This is a genomic window from Aeromonas sp. Prich7-2, from assembly GCF_017939255.1.
Taxonomy (GTDB): domain Bacteria; phylum Pseudomonadota; class Gammaproteobacteria; order Enterobacterales; family Aeromonadaceae; genus Aeromonas; species Aeromonas caviae.
The window spans coordinates 21,536-41,790 of the sequence record NZ_JAGKRI010000037.1; the positions used below are offsets into that span (position 1 = coordinate 21,536).

21 protein-coding genes and 1 tRNA gene are annotated in these 20,255 nt (G+C 62.4%); 17 read left to right on the forward strand and 5 right to left on the reverse strand.

The window, feature by feature from the left end; all coding sequences use genetic code 11:
* Positions 1-25 precede the first annotated feature (25 nt).
* Positions 26-457 carry a PAS domain-containing protein gene (locus J9892_RS08055; RefSeq protein ID WP_210538194.1) on the forward strand — a complete coding sequence of 144 codons (432 nt, stop codon included), beginning with the start codon at positions 26-28 and terminating at the stop codon, positions 455-457.
* Between the two features lie 63 nt (positions 458-520).
* Here J9892_RS08055 and ltaE read toward each other — a convergent pair whose 3' ends face one another.
* The 3 genes from ltaE to J9892_RS08070 form a co-directional block, all read right to left on the reverse strand.
* The gene (gene ltaE, locus J9892_RS08060; RefSeq protein WP_042016636.1) at positions 521-1,537 is read right to left on the reverse strand and encodes a low-specificity L-threonine aldolase; all 1,017 of its coding nucleotides are present in this window, start codon (positions 1,535-1,537) and stop codon (positions 521-523) included.
* 86 nt (positions 1,538-1,623) lie between these two features.
* The gene (locus J9892_RS08065) at positions 1,624-2,331 is read right to left on the reverse strand and encodes a short-chain dehydrogenase (protein ID WP_171865347.1); all 708 of its coding nucleotides are present in this window, start codon (positions 2,329-2,331) and stop codon (positions 1,624-1,626) included.
* A gap of 75 nt (positions 2,332-2,406) precedes the next feature.
* Positions 2,407-2,814 carry an XRE family transcriptional regulator gene (locus J9892_RS08070; RefSeq protein ID WP_210538195.1) on the reverse strand — a complete coding sequence of 136 codons (408 nt, stop codon included), beginning with the start codon at positions 2,812-2,814 and terminating at the stop codon, positions 2,407-2,409.
* 166 nt (positions 2,815-2,980) lie between these two features.
* Between J9892_RS08070 and J9892_RS08075 the strand changes: the two genes are divergently transcribed.
* Positions 2,981-3,880 (forward strand): aldo/keto reductase family oxidoreductase, encoded by a 900-nt coding sequence (locus J9892_RS08075; RefSeq protein ID WP_103243005.1) that lies wholly within the window; start codon positions 2,981-2,983, stop codon positions 3,878-3,880.
* A gap of 69 nt (positions 3,881-3,949) precedes the next feature.
* On the opposite strand, the gene J9892_RS08080 is transcribed toward J9892_RS08075, so the two are convergent.
* Together J9892_RS08080 and J9892_RS08085 are read right to left on the reverse strand one after the other, a co-directional pair.
* Complete coding sequence (locus J9892_RS08080) at positions 3,950-4,228, reverse strand: RNA-binding protein (protein WP_029314670.1); 279 nt, start codon at positions 4,226-4,228, stop codon at positions 3,950-3,952.
* A gap of 212 nt (positions 4,229-4,440) precedes the next feature.
* The gene (locus J9892_RS08085) at positions 4,441-4,983 is read right to left on the reverse strand and encodes a hypothetical protein (RefSeq protein ID WP_039038705.1); all 543 of its coding nucleotides are present in this window, start codon (positions 4,981-4,983) and stop codon (positions 4,441-4,443) included.
* Positions 4,984-5,157: 174 nt separating this feature from the next.
* Here J9892_RS08085 and mepA point away from each other — a divergent pair, with 174 nt between their 5' ends.
* The 15 genes from mepA to nuoI all read left to right on the forward strand — a co-directional run bounded on the left by mepA (position 5,158) and on the right by nuoI (position 20,246).
* Entirely contained in the window at positions 5,158-5,901 is a 744-nt protein-coding gene (gene mepA / locus J9892_RS08090; protein ID WP_128296954.1) for a penicillin-insensitive murein endopeptidase, read from the forward strand.
* A gap of 42 nt (positions 5,902-5,943) precedes the next feature.
* A complete protein-coding gene (locus tag J9892_RS08095) occupies positions 5,944-6,549 on the forward strand; it encodes a LemA family protein (protein WP_010675022.1) in 606 nt (201 codons plus the stop codon).
* Positions 6,546-7,280: a TPM domain-containing protein gene (locus J9892_RS08100; RefSeq protein WP_200163639.1), complete on the forward strand. Its 735-nt coding sequence runs from the start codon at positions 6,546-6,548 to the stop codon at positions 7,278-7,280. Before J9892_RS08095 ends, J9892_RS08100 begins: the two co-directional genes overlap by 4 nt.
* Before the next feature lie 22 nt (positions 7,281-7,302).
* Positions 7,303-7,920: a TPM domain-containing protein gene (locus J9892_RS08105; protein ID WP_010675024.1), complete on the forward strand. Its 618-nt coding sequence runs from the start codon at positions 7,303-7,305 to the stop codon at positions 7,918-7,920.
* A 265-nt stretch (positions 7,921-8,185) separates the two neighbouring features.
* A tRNA-Ser gene (locus tag J9892_RS08110) sits at positions 8,186-8,273 on the forward strand.
* Between the two features lie 812 nt (positions 8,274-9,085).
* Entirely contained in the window at positions 9,086-9,844 is a 759-nt protein-coding gene (locus J9892_RS08115) for a flagellar motor protein (protein ID WP_039038709.1), read from the forward strand.
* The gene (locus J9892_RS08120; protein WP_113978780.1) at positions 9,822-10,697 is read left to right on the forward strand and encodes a flagellar motor protein MotB; all 876 of its coding nucleotides are present in this window, start codon (positions 9,822-9,824) and stop codon (positions 10,695-10,697) included. The genes J9892_RS08115 and J9892_RS08120 overlap by 23 nt, the downstream gene beginning before the upstream one ends.
* A 256-nt stretch (positions 10,698-10,953) precedes the next feature.
* Positions 10,954-11,358 (forward strand): NADH-quinone oxidoreductase subunit A, encoded by a 405-nt coding sequence (locus tag J9892_RS08125; protein WP_039038710.1) that lies wholly within the window; start codon positions 10,954-10,956, stop codon positions 11,356-11,358.
* A 29-nt stretch (positions 11,359-11,387) separates the two neighbouring features.
* A complete protein-coding gene (locus J9892_RS08130) occupies positions 11,388-12,062 on the forward strand; it encodes an NADH-quinone oxidoreductase subunit B (protein WP_010675028.1) in 675 nt (224 codons plus the stop codon).
* A 38-nt stretch (positions 12,063-12,100) separates the two neighbouring features.
* Positions 12,101-13,870 carry an NADH-quinone oxidoreductase subunit C/D gene (gene nuoC / locus J9892_RS08135; RefSeq protein WP_197713285.1) on the forward strand — a complete coding sequence of 590 codons (1,770 nt, stop codon included), beginning with the start codon at positions 12,101-12,103 and terminating at the stop codon, positions 13,868-13,870.
* Positions 13,871-13,942: 72 nt separating this feature from the next.
* On the forward strand, positions 13,943-14,482 hold the full coding sequence (gene nuoE, locus J9892_RS08140; protein ID WP_010675030.1) for an NADH-quinone oxidoreductase subunit NuoE: 540 nt from the start codon (positions 13,943-13,945) through the stop codon (positions 14,480-14,482).
* Positions 14,479-15,864 carry an NADH-quinone oxidoreductase subunit NuoF gene (gene nuoF, locus J9892_RS08145; protein WP_113977587.1) on the forward strand — a complete coding sequence of 462 codons (1,386 nt, stop codon included), beginning with the start codon at positions 14,479-14,481 and terminating at the stop codon, positions 15,862-15,864. Before nuoE ends, nuoF begins: the two co-directional genes overlap by 4 nt.
* A gap of 57 nt (positions 15,865-15,921) precedes the next feature.
* The gene (gene nuoG / locus J9892_RS08150; protein WP_171865348.1) at positions 15,922-18,651 is read left to right on the forward strand and encodes an NADH-quinone oxidoreductase subunit NuoG; all 2,730 of its coding nucleotides are present in this window, start codon (positions 15,922-15,924) and stop codon (positions 18,649-18,651) included.
* Entirely contained in the window at positions 18,648-19,613 is a 966-nt protein-coding gene (gene nuoH / locus J9892_RS08155; protein WP_010675033.1) for an NADH-quinone oxidoreductase subunit NuoH, read from the forward strand. The genes nuoG and nuoH overlap by 4 nt, the downstream gene beginning before the upstream one ends.
* Positions 19,614-19,703: 90 nt before the next feature.
* Entirely contained in the window at positions 19,704-20,246 is a 543-nt protein-coding gene (gene nuoI, locus J9892_RS08160) for an NADH-quinone oxidoreductase subunit NuoI (protein ID WP_010675034.1), read from the forward strand.
* Positions 20,247-20,255 lie beyond the last annotated feature (9 nt).

The window sequence follows — 20,255 nt, forward strand, 5'->3', positions numbered from 1 at the left end:
GCGGCAGCAACCACCAGGAGTGACCATGGACATTCGGGAATTTCATTGGCTGATGAACATCGTCCAGAATCTGGACGTGGGGCTGGTCGTGCTCGACAGGGAGTACCGGATCCAGGTGTGGAACGGCTTCATGGAGAGTCACAGCGGCCGGCTGGCAGGCGAGGTGCGCGATCAAGGGCTGTTCTCGCTCTTCCCCGATGTGGACAAGGCCTGGTTCGAGCGCAAGGCCAACATGGTGTTCAAGCTCAACAACCGTGCCTTCAGCACCTGGGAGCAGCGCCCCTACCTGTTGCGCTTCTCCAACTACCGCCCCATCACGGGATCGGCCCCCTACATGTACCAGAACCTGGCCCTGGTGCCGCTGGCCGACTTCGCCGGAGAGGTCACCCACCTGGCCATCATGATCTATGACGCCACCGACGAGGCCATGCTGATCACCGGCCAGCGCCAGGGATGACCGACCCTGCCATGACAACAAGGGCGCCCGATGGCGCCCTTGTTGTTGCGATGGGGAATGGCGTCAGCCACTCAGGTACTCGGTGAAGGCGTCGATCACCTCGTCGATGTCATCGTCGGTGATCTGCAGGTGGGTCACCAGCCTGAGCTCCCCGTAGCCGGAGAAGAGAATACCGCGCTCCTTCATGAAACCCAGCAAGGTGGCGGGATCTCCCTGGGTCAGGCGCAGGAATACCATGTTGGTCTGCACCTCCCCCAAGTTGAGTGCGATGCCTGGCAAGGCGGCCAGCCCCTCTGCCAGACGCCTAGCGCGGCGATGATCATCCGCCAGCCGGGCAACGTGCTGATCCAGCGCGAACAGGGCGGCCTGGGCCAGGATCCCTCCCTGGCGCATGCCGCCCCCCAGCATCTTGCGCAGCCGTCTGGCGCGGGCGATGAACGCAGCCGATCCCACCAGCAGGGAACCCACCGGTGCTCCCAGTCCCTTGGAGAGGCAGACGGAGATGCTGTCAAAAGGCGCCGCGATGGCGGCCACCGGTTCCCCGCTCGCCACCACCGCATTGAAGAGGCGAGCCCCGTCCAGGTGCAGCTTCAGCCCCTTCTCGTCGACGAATTCGCGCATGGCGCGCAGGTAGGTCAATGGCAGCACCTTGCCGTTATGGGTATTTTCCAGGCAGACGAGGCGCGTCTGGACGAAATGGGGATCATCGGGAGCGATGGCCCCCCGCACATCCTCGATGGCCAGGGTGCCGTCCGCCTGCATGGGGACGGATTGCAGGGCCACCGAGCCCAGCACGGCAGAGCCCTGGGCCTCGTAGCGATAGATGTGGGAGGCCGCCCCCAGCACGGCCCCTTCCCCACGCTGACAGTGACTCATCATGGCCAGCAGGTTGGACATGGTGCCGGAGGGCACGAACAGGGCCGCCTCCTTGCCAAGCAGTTCGGCGCCGCGGCGCTCCAGCGCATTGATGCTGGGATCTTCCCCATAGACATCGTCTCCCACCTCGGCATGCAGCATGCTCTGGCGCATGGCTTCCGTGGGTTGGGTCACGGTATCACTTCGTAAATCGATATAGCGCATGTCATCCTCCTGATGCAGGACGATGACATTAACCAGCCGACACCCGGCTGGCAAGAAACGGCAAGCGGGAATGTGAGCCCGGCGGCTCACCAGGGCAGCGACTGACCCTGCAGATCCACGAAACGGCCCGAGTGCGCCGGCGTCAGTGTGGCCATCAGATCCAGCAGGCGGACGGCGACCTCGGCGGGGTCCTGCAGCAAAGCGGGATCCGTCTCCTGAAGAAAAGGTTGCTGCATGGGGGTATTCATGAGGCCGGGATGCACGGTGATGACACCGGCGCCGGGAAAACGTCCTGCCCACTCACCCGCCAGGATCCGGGATCCCATGTTGAGGGCGGCCTTGCTCATGCGGTAGCTGTAGTGGCACATGGCCTCCTGGCCCCCCTCCTCCAGGCTTCCCGCCCGATCCGAGAGAGTGCAGAGCCAGAGCGTGCTCTGGGACATCATGCGCCGGCTGAGGTTGGCACCAAGGGCTAGGTGGGGCCAGGCATTGGCCAGCAGACTCTCTTCGAGCCATTGGGGGGTCACCTCCTCCACCCGCCGCTCCGGCATGTGGGCAAGATCATGGAGCAGGCCTATGGTGTTGATCACCACCGTCGGTAGGGTGGTGCTGTCATAGAGGGTAAAGAGGGCCTCAAAGGAGAGCGAGTCCACCTCCTGCAGCGGAAAGTAGCAGGCGGGATCCAGCCCCCTGGGCAGTTGCCTGCCCGCCAGCAACCACTCTTCGCCCCGTCTGGCCAGCTCCCGTGCCAGCGCACTGCCCAACCCGCCACTGCCCAGGATCAGATAGCTCATCTGCGTGTCCTTGGATTTGATCACTGCTTAGAGGGTATCAGAAGAATGGCGGACTGCCGGGGGCACCCGTCAGGCTCAGGCCTCGGCCAGATGGCGCCCAAACTCCCGCGCTCGGGCCAGGTCCAGAAAACCGTCCGCCTGCTTGTGGCTGCGCAGGAACTGGTAATAGGCGAGCAGGGTCACCAGTTGCTCCTCGTCCGGCATGGGCTTTCCCGGACGGATCTCCTGCACCAGCGCCCCCGCCGCCGCCAGCGCGTCCCTGTCCACCACCTCGGCCTGACGATAGAGATACCCGCAACCGGTGGCGAGCCACTCCAGCGAGCAGTTGGCCCCCATGGCAATCTGGTTCGCCTTGCCAAGGCCGGGCTCGGCCCCTTTCAGATATTTGCGGATCAAGGCTTCACTCAACCCCACCTTGCGGGCAAAAGCGCTCACGCTCCCCTCCCCGATCAGGCTTTGCAGCCTGGCGGCAAATCCTTCCATCACCCCTTCTCCTCTCACTGACACCGGGATCTTGACCCGTCGGAGTCAGAACCATAGTTCGAATTCGCGAAGGGGGCATTATTGCCTTGTCCGCCGGAAGAGACCAAGATGCTGGCACATGATTTTGCCCCTTTCTTTTCGCATTTTTATCTCCAGAGGAGTCACCATGTCCGTATCCCGTCTGGCCCTGCATGAGCAAGGCCCCACCTTCTCCCGCCTCATCATGGGCTACTGGCGCCTGATGGAGTGGCAGCTTTCCCCCGCCGCCCTGCTGGACCTGATGAAATATCACCTTGATCTCGGGGTCACCACCATCGATCACGCCGACATCTACGGTGGCTACCAGTGCGAGGAGGCCTTCGGCCATGCCCTGCGCCTGGAGCCCTCCCTGCGCGATCGCATGGAGATCGTCAGCAAGTGCGGCATCGCCCTCACCGCCAATCCGGCCCACGCCCTGAATCACTACAACACCGGCAAGGGACACATCGTCGCCAGTGCCGAAGCCTCCTTGCAAAAGCTCGGCACCGATCATCTGGATCTGTTGCTGATCCATCGCCCCGACCCCCTGATGAACGCCGACGAGGTGGCCGACGCCTTCATCACCCTCAAGCAGGCAGGCAAGATAAAGCACGCCGGGGTCTCCAACTTCACGCCCCACCAGTTCGCCCTGCTGCAATCCCGCCTGCCCTTCCCCCTGGTCACCAACCAGCTGGAGATCTCCCCGCTCCATCAGGAGGGGACGCTGGATGGTGCCCTGGATCAATGCCAGCAACTGCGCATCAAGCCCATGGCCTGGTCCTGCCTTGGCGGCGGGCGGCTGTTCCATGCCCCCGACTATGCCCCGCTGCGGGCGGAACTCGAGCAGATCCGCCAGGAGGTGGGCGCCGACTGTCTGGAGCAGGTGGTCTACGCCTGGGTGATGATGCTGCCGAGTCAGCCGCTGCCCCTCATCGGCTCCGGCAAACGGGAGCGGATCGCCGCCGCCGTGGCAGCCGAGTCCATTGAGCTCACTCGCCAGCAGTGGTTCCGCATCCGCAAGGCCGCTCTGGGTTATGACGTTCCCTGAGTCTGCACCAGACCCTGAAAACAAAAACGGCATGGAGGATTCCATGCCGTTTTCCGTTATCGAGACGATTCAACGATGGCGCTGGGGGCGACCACGGGGTGCATCCGTCTTCGGTTTGGCCTGATTGACCGTGATGGTGCGGCCGCCGACCTCGGTGCCGTGCAACTCGGCGATGGCCTTCTCGGCCTCACCATTGACCGGCATTTCAATGAAACCAAACCCCTTGGACTGACCGGTATCGCGGTCGATGATGATATCGACCTTGTCTACCTGCCCAAATTGGCTGAACACGGTTGTCAGTTCGTCGGCCGTCATCCGGTACGACAGATTACCTACGTAAATCTTCATGCCATCCACTCTCGATTCAAGGTGCCTTATCTATGCATCCACCGACCTGGGAGTAAGGGCACAACCCCCCTGCCGGACCAGCCACGGCATCATGCCATGGCACTTCCAGCTTCGTATCCCAAGTCCTTGATCTCTTGGGTTATCAGAGCAGGAAAGATCAAATCGAATCAGAGGCAGTATCTGAGCATTGGGATGAATTGTCGAGAAAATAGTCAGAGTGGGTGCAGTTCGGCCAGCAATGTGCCGAGGGCACGACGCCCATGCCAGGCACGTTTGAACCCGAATCGATAGACCCCGGGGGCCACTTCGTGAGTCCCTTCCCGGGACAACCCGAGCAGGCTGGTGGCCGTCGCCAGGGTCACCTCATCCAGCCCGAGATCCAGGCTGAAATCGAGCCACTGGCCATCGTGTCCCACCTTGCGATCCCGCTCCATGCCCACCAGCACGGCCCTGGGCAGCGCCAACGCCCGGTCTTCGCCACCATTGAGCAGATAGAGATGGCGTTCATCCCAGGCAAGCTCCGCCAGACGCCAGCGCTGCCAGTTGCGCGGCAACACCATCATCACCAGCACGATACCGCCAAAGACCACCCCGACCCAGGGCAGCAGGCCCATGTCGGGATATCCCAGCCAGAGGGCGGCCACCACAGTGGCGAGACTCGCCAGCAACAGGCAGATCATCACCCCGTAAAACCGCCGGGCCGGGGGCATCAGCCAGCGCACGTTCTCTTGCGCTGCCAGCTCACTGACTCTCATCTTCTCTTCTCCTTCTGTGATGCGAACGGCCTTGCCGTCGCTGCGTTGCCGCGCATTGTGCGCGAGCGACGCGCCGCGATGCAACCGCCACCGCGACACGGATGACGGCCAGCCGCCACTCTTGGTATGCTTGGGGCTGTCTGAGCCCGCACTGGGCGCCATCCCGGGAGTCCCATGTTCGCCACCGCCCTGCTCTTGTCCGCGAGCACACTCTATGCCGAGGCCATCGGCGGCTACTCCGCCGGCTGCCTGAAAAATGCCGTGGCCCTGCCCCTCGAAGGTCCTGGTTATCAGGTGATCCGCACCAAACGGCTGCGCTATTACGGTCACCCCGACCTCATCCATTACCTGCAGCATCTGGCCAACCAGACCAGACTGGCCGGCATGCCGGATCTCTATATCGCAGACCTCGCCATGATGCACGGGGGACCCTTTACCTCAGGTCATCGCAGCCACCAAACCGGCCTGGATGCCGACATATGGTTCAGGATGGCTGACAGGCCCATCAGCCGCTGGGAGCAGGATGCCCCCAGGGAGTGGGCGCTGATCGACGAACCCAGCTACCGGATACTGCCCGGCCGATTCGGCCCCAGGCAACTCAATCTGCTGCGCCTTGCGGCTGATCGCCCCGAGGTGGCGCGCATCTTCGTCAACCCCGTCATCAAGGCCGAGGTGTGCAAACAGGCACCCGGTGAAGCCTGGGTCGGCAAGCTGCGCCCCTGGGTCGGCCACTTCAGCCACTTTCACGTGCGCCTGCGCTGCCCGGCAAACAGTCCGGACTGCCAGCCCCAGGCTCCCATTCCCCCTGGCAATGGCTGTGGGGAGGAGCTGGCCTCCTGGCTCAAGGACAAACCCCAGCTGCCCAAGGTGTCGATGAGCTACCGCGCCCCCCTGTTACCCAGGCGTTGTGAGGGCTGACCACAAGCTGTTATGGTGAACCTATTTCCGAGAGAAATATCAATGGAGAACAACAAGATGGCCACTTCACTCTGGCAGCGTGGTACCCGTGCCCTGCTGACCCTGACCCTGCTGCTGGGCTTGACCGGCTGCGGCATGAACACCATTCCGACCCTGGATGAGCAGGTCAAGGCGAGCTGGGGACAGGTCGAGAACCAGTACCAGCGCAGGGCCGATCTCATTCCCAACCTGGTGGCCACCGTCAAGGGGTACGCCAGCCACGAGCAGGAGACGCTCAAGGCGGTCACCGATGCCCGTGCCCGAGTCGGCAGCGTGCAGGTAAGTGACCCCTCCCAGCTCAAGGCGTTCGAGGCGGCGCAGGAGCAGCTCTCCAGCGCCCTCTCCCGGCTGATGGTGGTAGTCGAGCGCTACCCGGATCTGAAGGCCGATCAGCAGTTCCTGACCCTGCAGGCCCAGCTGGAAGGCACCGAGAATCGCATCGCGGTGGCCAGACGGGATTACATCGAAGCAGTACGCCAGTTCAATACCGAGATCCGTACCTTCCCCGGGGTCATCTGGTCCAAGCTGCTCTACTCCGATCTGGAAGCCAAACCCACCTTCAGCGCCAAACCCGGTGCCGATGAGGCGCCCAAGGTCAGCTTCCAATGAACGTGATGAGACGCTGGCTGGCGCTCTGTCTGCTGCTCTGTGCCACGGCGCTGCATGCCGCCCCCGATTTCCCGGCCCTGACAGGGCGAGTGGTGGACGAGGCCAATCTGATGTCCCGCAAGCAGGCTCACCAGCTCGCACAGCAACTGGCCGTCTTCGAGAAGCGCAGCGGCGTCCAGCTGGTGGTGGTCTCCATCGACACGCTGGCGGGGGATACCATCGAAGAGTACGGCTACCAGCTCGGTCGCCACTGGGGCATCGGCCAAAAAGGCAAGAACAACGGCGTTCTGCTGATCATCGCCCAGGACGAGCGCAAGGTGCGCATCGAGGTGGGTTATGGCCTGGAAGGTGCCCTGCCCGACGCCATCGCCGCCAATATCATCCAGACCCGGATCCTGCCCGCCTTCAAGCGCGGTGACATGGTGGCCGGCATCCTCGCCGGCAGCCAGGGCATCATGCAGGCCCTGGCCGGGGAGTATCAGCCCGTGGACAACACCAGCAAGGCCGACAAGCAGGGCGGTCCCTGGCTCTTCATCCTGGTGGTGATTGCGATGATCGTGCTGCACAACCTGCGCGGCGGCGGCGGTGGGCCGGGAGGACGTCGCCAGGCCGCCTACATGGCCGGTGGATTCGGTGCCGGCTCCTTTGGCGGCCGCACTGGCGGTGGTGGTGGCGGTTTCAGTGGTGGCGGCGGCAGCTTTGGCGGCGGCGGTGCATCTGGCGGTTGGTAATCAGGGAAAAAGAGACAACAAGATGATTTCGAAACAGTTTTTCCACACCTTGCAGGCCAGGGTTCGACAGGCCGAGCAGGCCACGGATGCCGAACTGGTCACCGTGCTGGCCCCGGCCAGCGATGGCTATCGCTATATCCCGACCCTGTGGGCCGCCCTGCTGGCCATGCTCACCCCCCTGCTGGTCTTCCAGCTCGGCTTCTGGCTTGGCTGGTACGAGATCCTGCTGGTGCAGTGGTCGGTCTGGTTGCTGCTGAGCCTGCTGTTCCACTGGACGCCCATCAAGATGCGACTCATTCCCAACAAGGTACGCCGTCACCGGGCCGCCCTGATGGCCCGCCTGCAGTTTGTCGAGCAGGGACTTCACCGCACCCGGGACCGGCTCGGGGTGCTCATCTTCGTCTCGGTAGCGGAGCACTATGTGGAGATCCTGGTAGACGACGGGATCGCCCAGCACATCGACAACACCCAGTGGCAGCAGATCATCGACGACTTCGTGGTTCGGGTACGCAACAAGGAGGTCGAGCAGGGGTTCCTGGAGTGCGTGGAGCGCACCAGCGCCATTCTGACCGACGCCTTCCCCGCCACCCGGGATCAGAACGAGTTGCCTGACAGCCTGATCATTCTCGACAAGCCTTGAACGGGCTTAAAAAATCGGCATTCTGTTCAAGGGATAGGCACTCGATAAAGATTATGAAAAATAAGGGGAAAAGTGGTTGACCCAGGCAGCCCTTTCCCCTAAATTACGCTCCGTTCCAGCGCAACGGCGCAGAGTGCACGTGTTGGCTGAACACGTTAAATCACAGACCAGAATTTGGTGAGGTATCCGAGAGGCTGCCCACCGACGAAGTCGGCAAGATGCACGCGCAGCGTGCTCCGAAAGCCACTTCAAGCAGTAAAAATTTGGTGAGGTGTCCGAGTGGCTGAAGGAGCACGCCTGGAAAGTGTGTATACGGCAACGTATCGAGGGTTCGAATCCCTCCCTCACCGCCAAATTGTAAAAACCGACCTCAGGGTCGGTTTTTTGCATCTGGTGACATGGCAACATCCGATGCCGATGGAGAGAAGGTGAGAAGCCTCGTCGGGTTCGAGCAGAGCAGCTTGCTGCGATGAACGGCCGCAGGTCGCACCGAAGGGGTGAATCATCCCTCCCTCACCGCCAGATAAAGTAAAAGGCCCCGTCGCAAGACGGGGCCTTTTACTTTATCTGGCGGTGGGCGGCTCGGTTCGACCCCTGTTGACAGGCGGGCAGGATAGCCCGACTGGACGGCCAGGGGCGAGCGCCAGGGATGACGCGAGTCAATCCCGACCCAGCGTACAGCTTGAAGAACTGACCTCAGGATCGGTTTTTGCTTCAAGGTGTCTGCCAACCCCCTGGCAGGAGAAACCCGTCATCGGCGGGGCCAGAAAAAACGGTTTGCCGCGATACCTGGCCGAGTGCCGCCCAGCCAATCCCATCCCTTCCGCCTCTCTGATCTCTGCCGACAGGGGAGATGCCCCGAGGGCAGCCAGCCCTTTCTCGTTGACAGCTTATCACGCCAAGCAAAGAGAAAATGACGATATAAATAACCAACATACTCTCACGAATAGCACAGTATATTGTGATATCACCTGGATAACTGCCTCGTCCTGCCATACCAGCGCCGTCAACCTGCTCTGCTGACCAGGCGGCACAGGCCGATGCCACCGGACACTACCGGGTCTGCGCAACCTCTCGGATATTGCTCACCGATTGGATATCGTTTTGAAAAACTGATAGTTAAATGGCTACACTAGCCTCACACATCGCATAGGGATATGGACAAATGAGTCTTATTGGCTTGCTGCTGGCCCTGGCAGCCATTCTGGGTGGCAACATGATAGAAGGGGGGCACCCCAGCGCCCTGCTCGATCTGCCCGCCTTTCTCATCGTGATCGGCGGTACCGTCGGTGCCGCACTGACCCAGTTTCCCTTCTCCGTGGTTGGTAAAACCCTCAAGCGCTTCAAGTGGCTCATCACTCCCCTGCGCCTCGACATGCTGGAGCAGGCCCAACTGCTTGAAACCCTGGCGGGCAATGCACGGCGCAGCGGCATGCTGGCACTGGAGGGCATGATCGACGACATCAAGGATCCCTTCCTGCAAAAAGGGGTACAGATGATGGTCGATGGCTACGAGAAGACCAAAATCCACGAGGTACTGGAAAACGAGATCGAGTTCGAGCAGGAAGATATCGAACAGACCGTCAAATTCTACGAGGCCATGGGGGGCTACTGCCCGACCATGGGGATCGTCGGGGCCGTATTTGGCCTCATTCACGCCATGGGCCTGCTGGATGCCCCCGACAAGCTGGGGGGCGCCATCGCGGTGGCCTTTATCGCCACCATCTACGGGGTGTCGGCCGCCAACCTCATCTTCCTGCCCTTCGGCAACCGCTACAAGTCGTTTGCCCACCAGATCCGCCACTACAAGGAGATGACCCTCACCGGCATCCTCTGCATCGTGGACGGCGAGTCACAGCAACGGCTGCAAGTGACCCTTGAGCCTTACCTCGGAGGCCACAGTGGCGAAAAAGAAAAAGGCTGAGGCGCCGGAGAACCACGAACGCTGGCTGGTCTCCTACGCCGACTTCATGACACTGCTGTTCGCCCTGTTCGTGGTGCTCTACTCCTTCGCCATGGCCAAGCAGTCGGAGACTCGCGTGCTCATTCAGGGCTTTATCGAATCTCTTGGCAAGATAGGGCTGGTTTCCCTTCCCGCCGGCTCCCCCGTGATGCAGGGGGGCACAGGCATACTGGAACCCGAGTCCAAGACCACCCCCAATACCTCCCAGAAAGAGCAGGTGCTGGATACCCAGACGCCCGCAGCAGCGGCCGACCCTTTCAACGAGACCATCGGCTCCTCGGAGAAACCTGCGGCCACGGAGTCCTGGCCCCACAAGACCAAGGAGCAGGATTGGGTCACGGTCACCAAGCAGAAGCTGGATCAGCAGCTCAAGAGCCAAATCGAGTCCAAAGAGATCGAGGTGGAGCAGCTTGGCAGCCAACTGGTCATCCGCATCGGCGAAAAGACCTTGTTTCCGGCCGACTCCGCCTTCTTGCAGCCCCAGTTCATTCCGCTGGTCAACAAGGTCTCGGACGTGCTGGCGGACATCCCCGGCATGGTGGTGGTCACCGGTCACACCGACAACTCCCAGGCGCCGGTGGAGCTCTATCGCAACAACTGGGAGCTGTCGGTGCTGCGGGCGGCCACCATCACCCACACCCTGCTGACCAACCCCAAGCTGGATTCACGACGGCTGATCGCCCAAGGGGTGGCGGATACCCAACCCCGTTATCCAAACGATACCCCGGCTCACCGCCAAGCCAACCGCCGGGTGGAGATCGTGCTCTCCCAGGGCAAGGCGGCAGAGCAGAGCCTCCCCGTTCTCCAACCCTGAAACAGACCCCGCCATGCGGGGTCTTTTGTTTCCTGCCATCCCCCTGATTTTCAAACTATCCGGTTTTTTTCTGCTACATAAAAACGATTGAAAACAATTCTCAAACGAGAAAGTTGACCCCGCTAGCAAAACACGATTTTCATCCCGTTGATTAATAATTAATCCTTTGAAATGACATGTAAATCAGTACGAAAGTGGCATACTACGTAACATCATTGTTAAGTCACATGATTAATTTGGTTAGGGAAAAACCTATATGTTTGCTGATATTGCCGTCCAGCACTGGGCTTTTGCTGTCTATGTCATTGGCGCCATCTGTATCTGCTTGACCATGATAGGCCTGGCGGCCTTGCTGGGGGGACGCGCCTATGGCCGTGCCAAGAACAAACCCTTCGAATCCGGTGTGGATTCCGTCGGCAACGCCCGCCTGCGCTTCTCCGCCAAGTTCTACCTAGTCGCCATGTTCTTCGTCATCTTCGATGTCGAAGCCCTCTATCTCTTTGCCTGGTCCGTCTCCGTTCGGGAGAGCGGCTGGGTCGGCTTCATCGAAGCCACCATCTTCATCACCCTGCTGCTGGTAGGCCTCCTCTACCTGTGGCGCATTGGTGCCCTCGACTGGGCCCCGAAAAAGCGTGTCCTGACTGACAAGAAACCAGACTGAACTACCGATTATCTCTTTGAGGTTGCACCATGAAGTACACCCTGACCCGGATTGACCCGGATGCGCCCGTTGAGCGCTACCCCCAGGAACAGCGCCAGACCGTCGATGATCCACTGGCGCAGCAAGCGACCCGCGGCATCATGATCGGGCGCCTCGAAGAGGTGCTGCAAGACACCGTCAACTGGGGCCGCAAGAACTCCCTCTGGCCCTACAACTTCGGCATCTCCTGCTGCTACGTGGAGATGTGTACCGCCTTCACCTCTCCCCACGACGTGGCTCGCTTCGGCGCTGAGGTCATACGAGCCTCCCCCCGTCAGGCCGACTTCATGGTGATTGCCGGCACCCCTTTCATCAAGATGGCCCCTGTCATCCAGCGGCTCTATGAGCAGTTGCTCGAACCCAAGTGGGTCATCTCCATGGGGGCCTGCGCCAACTCCGGCGGCATGTATGACATCTACTCCGTGGTACAGGGGGTGGACAAGTTCCTGCCGGTCGATGTCTACATTCCGGGCTGCCCGCCCCGCCCCGAGGCCTTCCTGCAAGCCCTGATGCTGCTGCAGGAATCCATCGGCAAGGAACGCCGCCCCCTCTCCTGGGTGGTGGGGGATCAGGGGATCTACCGTCCCCAGATGCAATCCGAGAAGGAACGCAAGCGCGGCGAGCGGATCAACGTGACCAACCTGCGCACGCCGGATGAGATCTGATCATGAAACTGACTCGAGAATTCCCAAGCAATTACACCATGGCCCAGTGGCAAACCGCCGATCACGCCGATGCCCAGGTGGTCGGCGAGCTGTTCGCCCACTTCGGTGCCGAGCGCTTCACCGTGCAGAGCACCCGTACCGGCGTGCCGGTCATCTGGCTCTCCCGGGATCTGCTGCTGGACGTGATGGGCTTCTTGCAAAAGCTGCCCTCCCCCTTCGTGATGCTGTTCGATCTCAGCGCCACCGACGAACGGATGCGCAGCCATCGCCACGGCCTGCCGGAGAGCGACTTTACCGTCTTCTATCACCTCATCTCCATCGACCGTAACGCCGACGTGATGCTGAAGGTGGCGCTCAAGGAGAGCGATCTCCATCTGCCCACCGTCAGCCGCCACTTCCCCAACGCCAACTGGTACGAGCGGGAAGTGTGGGATCTGATGGGGATCACCTTCGATGGCCACCCCCATCTGACCCGCATCATGATGCCCAAGAGCTGGCAAGGGCACCCCTTGCGCAAGGACTACCCGGCGCGCGCCACCGAGTTTGATCCCTTCATGCTCGATGCGGTCAAGCAGGATCAGGAGCAGGACAACCTGCTGTTCAAGCCGGAAGAGTGGGGCATGGCCCGCGGCAACGAGAACGAGGACTACATGTTCCTGAACCTCGGGCCGAACCACCCCTCCGCCCACGGCGCCTTCCGCCTGGTGCTGCAACTCGACGGAGAAGAGATCCGCGACTGCGTGCCCGACATCGGCTATCACCACCGCGGCGCCGAGAAGATGGGCGAGCGCCAGTCCTGGCACAGCTACATCCCCTACACCGACCGGGTCGAATACCTGGGCGGCGTGATGAACAACCTGCCCTATGTGCTGGCGGTCGAGAAGCTGGCCGGCATCAAGGTGCCGGCGCGGGTCGACATGATCCGGGTGATGATGGCGGAACTGTTCCGCATCCAGAGCCACCTGCTGTTCCTTGGCACCTACATTCAGGACGTGGGGGCCATGACCCCGGTCTTCTTCACCTTCACGGACCGCCAGAAGATCTACACCATCATCGAGGCCATCACCGGAGCCCGCATGCACCCGGCCTGGTTCCGCATCGGCGGCGTGGCCCACGATCTGCCTGCCGGCTGGACCCGCCTCATCCAGGACAATCTGTTGAGCTGGCTGCCCAAGCGGTTGATGGAGTATGAAAAGGCGGCCATGCGCAACAGCATACTGCGGGGCCGCACCATAGGCGTCGCCGCCTACAACACGGCCCAGGCCCTGGCCTGGGGCACCACGGGGGGCGGTCTGCGGGCCACGGGGCTCAACTTTGACGTGCGCAAATGGCGCCCCTATTCCGGTTACGATCAGTTCGAGTTCGAGGTGCCGGTGGGTAGCAACGGGGACGCCTACGACCGCGCCACCGTGCGCATCGAGGAGATCCGCCAGAGCCTGTCCATTATCGAGCAGTGCATGAAAAACATGCCTGAGGGCCCCTTCAAGGCGGATCACCCGCTCACCACGCCACCGCCCAAAGAGCGCACCCTGCAGGACATCGAAACCCTGATCACCCACTTCCTGCAAGTCTCCTGGGGGCCTGTCATGCCGGCCGCCGAGTCCTTCCAGATGATAGAGGCGACCAAGGGGGTCAACAGCTATTACCTGACCAGCGACGGCTCCACCATGAGCTACCGGACCCGGATCCGCACCCCGAGCTTTGCTCACCTGCAGCAGATCCCCTCGGTGATCCGCGGCCAGATGGTGTCGGATCTTATCGTCTACCTGGGCAGTATCGATTTCGTTATGTCAGATGTGGATCGTTGAGTCCTCTCGCCCCGGCAGCCGGGGCGAAGGGCAAGACGCGCAGTAAAGGGACAAGCCACAAAAGGTCAAGTCATGAGCCAATGTCAGTGTCACAATAACCAGACCCCACAAGGGCAAGGGGCATGCAGCAGCCAGCAGGGAGATTTCGTCCTGAGCCAGGCTGAGCGCGATGCCATCGAACACGAGAAACACCACTACGAAGATCCCCGTGCAGCCAGCATCGAAGCGCTCAAGATAGTGCAACAGGCCCGTGGCTGGGTGCCTGACGGCGCCATTCACGCCATCGGCGCCGAGCTCGGCATCCCCGCCAGCGACGTGGAAGGGGTCGCCACCTTCTACAGCCAGATCTTCCGCCAGCCGGTGGGTCGTCACATCATCCGCGTCTGCGACAGCATGGTCTGCTACATCAACGGCCACGAGCAGTTGCTTGCCGGTCTGAAAGAGGTCGTCAATCTGGCCCCCGGTCAGACTTCCCCGGATGGCCGCTTCACCCTGTTGCCCGTCTGCTGCCTCGGCAACTGCGACAAGGGGCCGGCCATCATGATCGATGACGATACCTATGGCGGACTCGATGCCGTCAGCCTGCTGAAAACCCTGGAGGCTTACCCATGAGCATTCAGCCAGGCAAGACGCTTGCCTCCCTCGGCACCGCCAACCGCATCCCCCGCACCGCCGAGACTCACCCTCTCACCTGGCGCCTGCGGGACGACGGCCAGCCGGTGTGGCTCGAGGAGTATCAGGCAAAACAGGGCTATGAGGCCGCCCGCAAGGCCCTTGGCCAGATGAGCCCGGATGACATCGTCAGCACCGTCAAGGATGCCGGCCTCAAGGGACGCGGCGGCGCCGGTTTCTCCACCGGCGTGAAGTGGGGCCTGATGCCCAAAGACGAGAGCATGAACATCCGTTACCTGCTCTGCAACGCCGACGAGATGGAACCCAATACCTACAAAGACCGCATGCTGATGGAGCAGCTGCCCCACCTGCTGATCGAGGGGATGATCATCAGTGCCCGGGCTCTCAAGGCCTATCGCGGCTACATCTTCCTGCGCGGCGAGTACGTGGATGCCGCCATCCACCTGCGCCGCGCCGTGGAAGAGGCCAAGGCCGCGGGGTTCCTTGGCAAGAACATCCTGGGCTCGGGCTTTGACTTCGAGCTGTTCGTCCACACCGGCGCAGGTCGCTACATCTGCGGCGAAGAGACGGCCCTCATCAACTCCCTGGAAGGACGGCGCGCCAACCCGCGGGCCAAACCCCCCTTCCCCGCCGTCTCCGGCGTCTGGGGCAAGCCGACCTGCGTCAACAACGTCGAAACCCTGTGCAACGTCCCCGCCATCATCGGCAACGGTGTGGCCTGGTATCAGGGGCTGGCACTGCCGGGTTCGGAAGATCACGGCACCAAGCTGATGGGCTTTTCCGGCAAGGTCAACAATCCCGGCCTGTGGGAGCTGCCCTTTGGCATCACCGCCCGCGAGCTGTTCGAGGAGTACGCAGGCGGCATGAAGCCCGGCTATCGCCTGAAAACCTGGCAACCGGGCGGCGCCGGCACCGGCTTCCTGCTGCCCGAGCACCTGGATGCCCAGATGTATGCAGGCGGCATCGGCAAGGTGGGCACCCGCATGGGTACGGGCCTTGCCATGGCGGTGGATGACAGCATCAACATGGTCTCCCTGCTGCGCAACATGGAGGAGTTCTTTGCCCGCGAATCCTGCGGCTGGTGCACCCCCTGCCGCGACGGCCTGCCCTGGAGCGTCAAGATCCTGCGGGCGCTGGAGCGGGGCGAGGGCCAACCCGAGGATCTCGCGACCCTGGAACAGCTCGTCAGTTTCCTGGGCCCGGGCAAGACCTTCTGTGCCCATGCCCCCGGCGCCGTCGAGCCCCTTGGCAGTGCGATGAAGTATTTCCGGTCCGAGTTCGAGGCCGGGGTCAAGGCCCCCCATGACAATCACAAGCTGTTCAAGGGTATCCAGCCCAACCTGCTGGGCGAGCGCTGGTAAGCGCCAGGACGCATCGGGCAATAGCCGATTTCATAAAACAGGTTTCAGGGAAGTTGTATGGCAACCATTCATGTAGACGGTAAAGAGTACGAGGTAGACGGGGCAGACAACCTGCTGCAAGCCTGTCTGTCGCTGGGTCTGGACGTCCCCTATTTTTGCTGGCACCCGGCGCTCGGTAGCGTCGGTGCCTGCCGCCAGTGCGCGGTCAAACAGTATCAGAATGCCGACGACAAGCGCGGCCGCCTGGTCATGTCCTGCATGACCCCTTCCACCGATGGCACCTATATCTCCATCGAGGATGAAGAGGCGAAGGAGTTTCGCAAGACGGTGGTGGAGTGGCAGATGACCAACCATCCCCACGACTGCCCGGTGTGTGAAGAGGGTGGCGCCTGCCACCTGCAGGACATGACGGTGATGACGGGCCACAACAGCCGCCGCTACCGTTTCACCAAGCGCACCCACCAGAATCAGGATCTGGGCCCCTTCATCAACCACGAGATGAACCGCTGCATCGCCTGCTACCGCTGCGTGCGCTATTACAAGGATTACGCCGGTGGCGAGGATCTCGGGGTCTATGGCGCCCATGACAACGTCTACTTCGGCCGGGTCGAGGATGGCACTCTGGAGAGCGAATTCTCCGGCAACCTGGTGGAGGTCTGTCCCACCGGCGTCTTCACCGACAAGACCCACTCCGAGCGTTACAACCGCAAGTGGGACATGCAGTTCGCCCCCAGCATCTGCCAGGGGTGCTCGGTCGGCTGCAACATCAGCCCGGGTGAGCGCTACGGCGAGCTGCGCCGCATCGAGAACCGTTTCCACGGTGCCCTGAACCACTATTTCCTCTGCGATCGCGGCCGCTTCGGCTACGGTCACGTCAATCTGACCGACCGCCCGCGCCAGCCCCTGCTGCAGGATGGCAGTGACAAGCTGGCCATCACGGTGGATGGTGCCCTGAACCGGGCTGCGGATGCGCTGCGCACCGCCAGCGGCGTCATCGGCATCGGCTCACCCCGCGCCTCCTTGGAGAGCAATTTCGCCCTGCGCGAACTGGTGGGGGCCGCCAACTTCTACTCCGGGGTCGAGCAGAGCGAATGGAAATGCCTACAGAAGATGCTGGACATTCTGGAGCACGGCGGCGTGCGCACTCCCAGCCTGCGCGACATGGAAGAGGCCGACGCCGTGCTGGTGCTCGGGGAAGATGTCACCCAGACCGCCGCCCGCATCGCCCTGGCCCTGCGCCAGGCAGTGAAAGGCAAGGGGCGCGAAATTGCCCGCAAGCTGAAGGTGGATCTCTGGCAGGTCGCTGCCGTACAGACCCTGGCCCAGAACCAGCGCTACCCCTTGCTCATCACCAGTCTGGATGCCACCCGCCTGGATGACGTGGCGAGCAGCACCCTGCACGCCCCCCACGCGGATCAGGCGCGCCTCGGGTTTGCCATCGCCCACCTGCTGGACGCCAGTGCACCGGCGCCAACGGATCTCTCCCCCGAACAGCAGGCCCTCGCCGCCCAATGGGCCGACCTGCTTGGCAACGCCAAAAAGCCCCTCATTATCGCAGGCAATGGAGCCCGCAACGAGGCGCTGATCGAAGCGGCCAGCAACATCGCCCGTGCCCTCAAGGGCCGTGGCCAGGCCGCGGAGCTTGCCCTCGTGGCTCAGGAAGCCAACAGCCTGGGGCTGGCCATGCTGGCCCGGCATGCCGCCCCGCTGGAGGCAGCCCTCGAGCGCATGGAAGGGGAAGAGAGACTTGCCCTGGTCGTTCTTGAGAACGACCTCTACCGCCGAGCCCCCCGCAGCCGGGTGGACACCGCCCTGGATCGCCTGCAACACCTGCTGGTCATCGACCATCAGGAGACGGCCACCGCGAAGAAGGCGGGTCTGGTGCTGCCTGCCGCCAGTTTTGCCGAAGGCGATGGCACCCTGGTCAACATGGAAGGCCGCGCCCAGCGCTTCTTCCAGGTCTATGCTCCCGCCTTCTACAACGCCGATATCCAGGTGCGCGAGAGCTGGCGCTGGCTGGATGCCCTGCAAGGGAGCCAGCAACCGCGTTCGGTTCGCTGGAACACCTTCGACGATGTGAGTCGCGATTGCGCCGCCAGCGCCCCGCTGCTCACCACCATGGGTGAAGCTGCACCCAACGCCGGCCTGCGCATTCGCGGCATGAAGCTCGCCCGGGAGCCGCACCGCTACAGTGGTCGCACCTCCATGCTGGCAAACCAGAACGTGAGCGAGCCCAGAGTCGCCCAGGATCCCGATTCGCCGTTCGCCTTCTCCATGGAAGGCTACGCTGGTTCCCGCCAGCCCCTCTCCCAGGTACCGTTTGCCTGGGCGCCGGGCTGGAACTCCCCCTCCGCCTGGAACAAGTTCCAGGACGAGGTGGGCGGCAACCTGCGTGCCGGGGATCCCGGTCGCCGCCTGCTGGAGCCGGGCGAAGGCAACCTGGGCTGGTTTGGCACCATCCCGGCCCCCTTCCAGCCCGCCGCATCCTTGCAGGTGGTGAGCTATGACCAGCTGTTCGGTGGCGAGGAGCTCTCCGCCAGAAGCCCGGTCATCCAGGCTCGCATGGGGGAACCCACCCTGGTACTGAACCCGGCGGATGCCGCCCGCCTGGCACTGTCCCCTGACGCACTGGTGGCCTTCTCCTGGGGTGGCAACCACTGGCGCCTGCGTCTGCGCCTGAGCGATGCGCTGGCTCCGGGCCTGGCAGGGCTGCCACTCGGGGTGAACGGTCTGCCGACCGCCCTGCACCACGCCCTGATCGATAACCTGCAGGAGGTCATCGCATGAGCGACTCTCTGATGGATCTGCTGATCGAGGTCGGCAAGGCCCTGGTCGTGCTCGTGGGGATCGTGGGGGCTGGCGCCTTCATGAGCTTCATCGAGCGCCGCCTGCTGGCACTGTGGCAGGACCGTTACGGCCCCAACCGGGTTGGTCCCTTCGGCCTGCTGCAACTGGCGGCCGACATGGTCAAGATGTTCTTCAAGGAGGACTGGATCCCGCCCTTTGCGGATCGCCGGATCTTCGTGCTGGCCCCCATCATCGCCTTCACCGCCTTCATCCTGGCGTTTGCGGTGGTGCCCATCACCCCCACCTGGGGCGTGGCGGATCTCAACGTGGGGCTGCTCTATATCCTGGCGATCGCCGGGCTGGCGGTCTATGCCGTGCTCTTCGCAGGCTGGTCGAGCAACAACAAGTACTCCCTGCTCGGCAGCCTGCGCGCCTCGGCCCAGACCCTCTCCTACGAGGTGTTCCTTGGCCTCTCGCTCATGGGCATCGTCATCCAGACCGGCAGCTTCAACCTGCGTGACATCGTCGAGGCCCAGGCCGGCATGTGGAACGTGATCCCCCAGATCCTGGGCTTCGTCACCTTCCTGTTTGCCGGGGTCGCCGTCACCCACCGCCACCCGTTTGACCAGCCGGAGGCCGAGCAGGAGCTCGCCGACGGCTATCACATCGAGTACGCGGGCATGAAGTGGGGTCTCTTCTTCGTGGGGGAGTACATCGGCATCGTGCTGATCTCCTCCCTCATCGTGACCCTCTTCTTCGGTGGCTGGCACGGCCCCTGGCTGCCGCCCTTCATCTGGTTCGCCCTGAAGACCGCCTGTTTCATGGTGTTCTTCATCCTGCTGCGGGCCTCCCTGCCCCGCCCGCGCTTCGACCAGGTGATGTCCTTTGGCTGGAAAGTGTGCCTGCCCCTGACCCTGCTCAACATGCTGGTCACCGCTGCCGTGGTGCTGATGAATGCGTGAGCAAAACGAGATGGACATGACGATGATTCGGCCGTCTGCGGCAAGGAAACGCCCAGACGCCAGTGCTGATAAATGTGCAGTGAGGCACCTATGAAAATTACGAGCATTATCAAGGGTGTTGGCACCCAGTTGCGCAGTCTTGGGATGGTCTTCTCCCATGCCTGGCGCCCCCGTGAAACCCTGAGCTACCCGGAGCAGCCGGTCTACGCCGCCCCCCGTTTTCGCGGTCGCATCGTACTGACCCGGGATCCTGACGGCGACGAACGCTGCGTGGCGTGCAACCTGTGTGCTGTTGCCTGCCCGGTCGGTTGCATCTCCTTGCAGAAGTCGGAGCGGGAAGATGGCCGCTGGTACCCGGAGTTCTTTCGCATCAACTTCTCCCGCTGCATCTTCTGCGGCCTGTGCGAGGAGGCCTGCCCCACCACCGCCATCCAGCTGACGCCGGATTTCGAGATGGGGGAGTATCGTCGCCAGGATCTGGTGTACGAGAAAGAAGATCTGCTGATAAGCGGCCCCGGCAAATACCCGGACTACAACTTCTACCGCATGAGCGGGATGGCCATCGACGGCAAACCCAAAGGGGATGCCGAGAACGAAGCCAAGCCCATCGATGTCAAGAGCCTGCTGCCCTAGGAGTCAATC

Coding starts and splice junctions, on each gene's coding strand:
- J9892_RS08055 (WP_210538194.1), top strand. CDS start 26: ATGGACATTCGGGAATTTCATTGGCTGATGAACATCGTCCAGAATCTG.
- ltaE (WP_042016636.1), bottom strand. CDS start 1,537: ATGCGCTATATCGATTTACGAAGTGATACCGTGACCCAACCCACGGAA.
- J9892_RS08065 (WP_171865347.1), bottom strand. CDS start 2,331: ATGAGCTATCTGATCCTGGGCAGTGGCGGGTTGGGCAGTGCGCTGGCA.
- J9892_RS08070 (WP_210538195.1), bottom strand. CDS start 2,814: ATGGAAGGATTTGCCGCCAGGCTGCAAAGCCTGATCGGGGAGGGGAGC.
- J9892_RS08075 (WP_103243005.1), top strand. CDS start 2,981: ATGTCCGTATCCCGTCTGGCCCTGCATGAGCAAGGCCCCACCTTCTCC.
- J9892_RS08080 (WP_029314670.1), bottom strand. CDS start 4,228: ATGAAGATTTACGTAGGTAATCTGTCGTACCGGATGACGGCCGACGAA.
- J9892_RS08085 (WP_039038705.1), bottom strand. CDS start 4,983: ATGAGAGTCAGTGAGCTGGCAGCGCAAGAGAACGTGCGCTGGCTGATG.
- mepA (WP_128296954.1), top strand. CDS start 5,158: ATGTTCGCCACCGCCCTGCTCTTGTCCGCGAGCACACTCTATGCCGAG.
- J9892_RS08095 (WP_010675022.1), top strand. CDS start 5,944: ATGGAGAACAACAAGATGGCCACTTCACTCTGGCAGCGTGGTACCCGT.
- J9892_RS08100 (WP_200163639.1), top strand. CDS start 6,546: ATGAACGTGATGAGACGCTGGCTGGCGCTCTGTCTGCTGCTCTGTGCC.
- J9892_RS08105 (WP_010675024.1), top strand. CDS start 7,303: ATGATTTCGAAACAGTTTTTCCACACCTTGCAGGCCAGGGTTCGACAG.
- J9892_RS08115 (WP_039038709.1), top strand. CDS start 9,086: ATGAGTCTTATTGGCTTGCTGCTGGCCCTGGCAGCCATTCTGGGTGGC.
- J9892_RS08125 (WP_039038710.1), top strand. CDS start 10,954: ATGTTTGCTGATATTGCCGTCCAGCACTGGGCTTTTGCTGTCTATGTC.
- J9892_RS08130 (WP_010675028.1), top strand. CDS start 11,388: ATGAAGTACACCCTGACCCGGATTGACCCGGATGCGCCCGTTGAGCGC.
- nuoC (WP_197713285.1), top strand. CDS start 12,101: ATGGCCCAGTGGCAAACCGCCGATCACGCCGATGCCCAGGTGGTCGGC.
- nuoE (WP_010675030.1), top strand. CDS start 13,943: ATGAGCCAATGTCAGTGTCACAATAACCAGACCCCACAAGGGCAAGGG.
- nuoF (WP_113977587.1), top strand. CDS start 14,479: ATGAGCATTCAGCCAGGCAAGACGCTTGCCTCCCTCGGCACCGCCAAC.
- nuoG (WP_171865348.1), top strand. CDS start 15,922: ATGGCAACCATTCATGTAGACGGTAAAGAGTACGAGGTAGACGGGGCA.
- nuoH (WP_010675033.1), top strand. CDS start 18,648: ATGAGCGACTCTCTGATGGATCTGCTGATCGAGGTCGGCAAGGCCCTG.
- nuoI (WP_010675034.1), top strand. CDS start 19,704: ATGAAAATTACGAGCATTATCAAGGGTGTTGGCACCCAGTTGCGCAGT.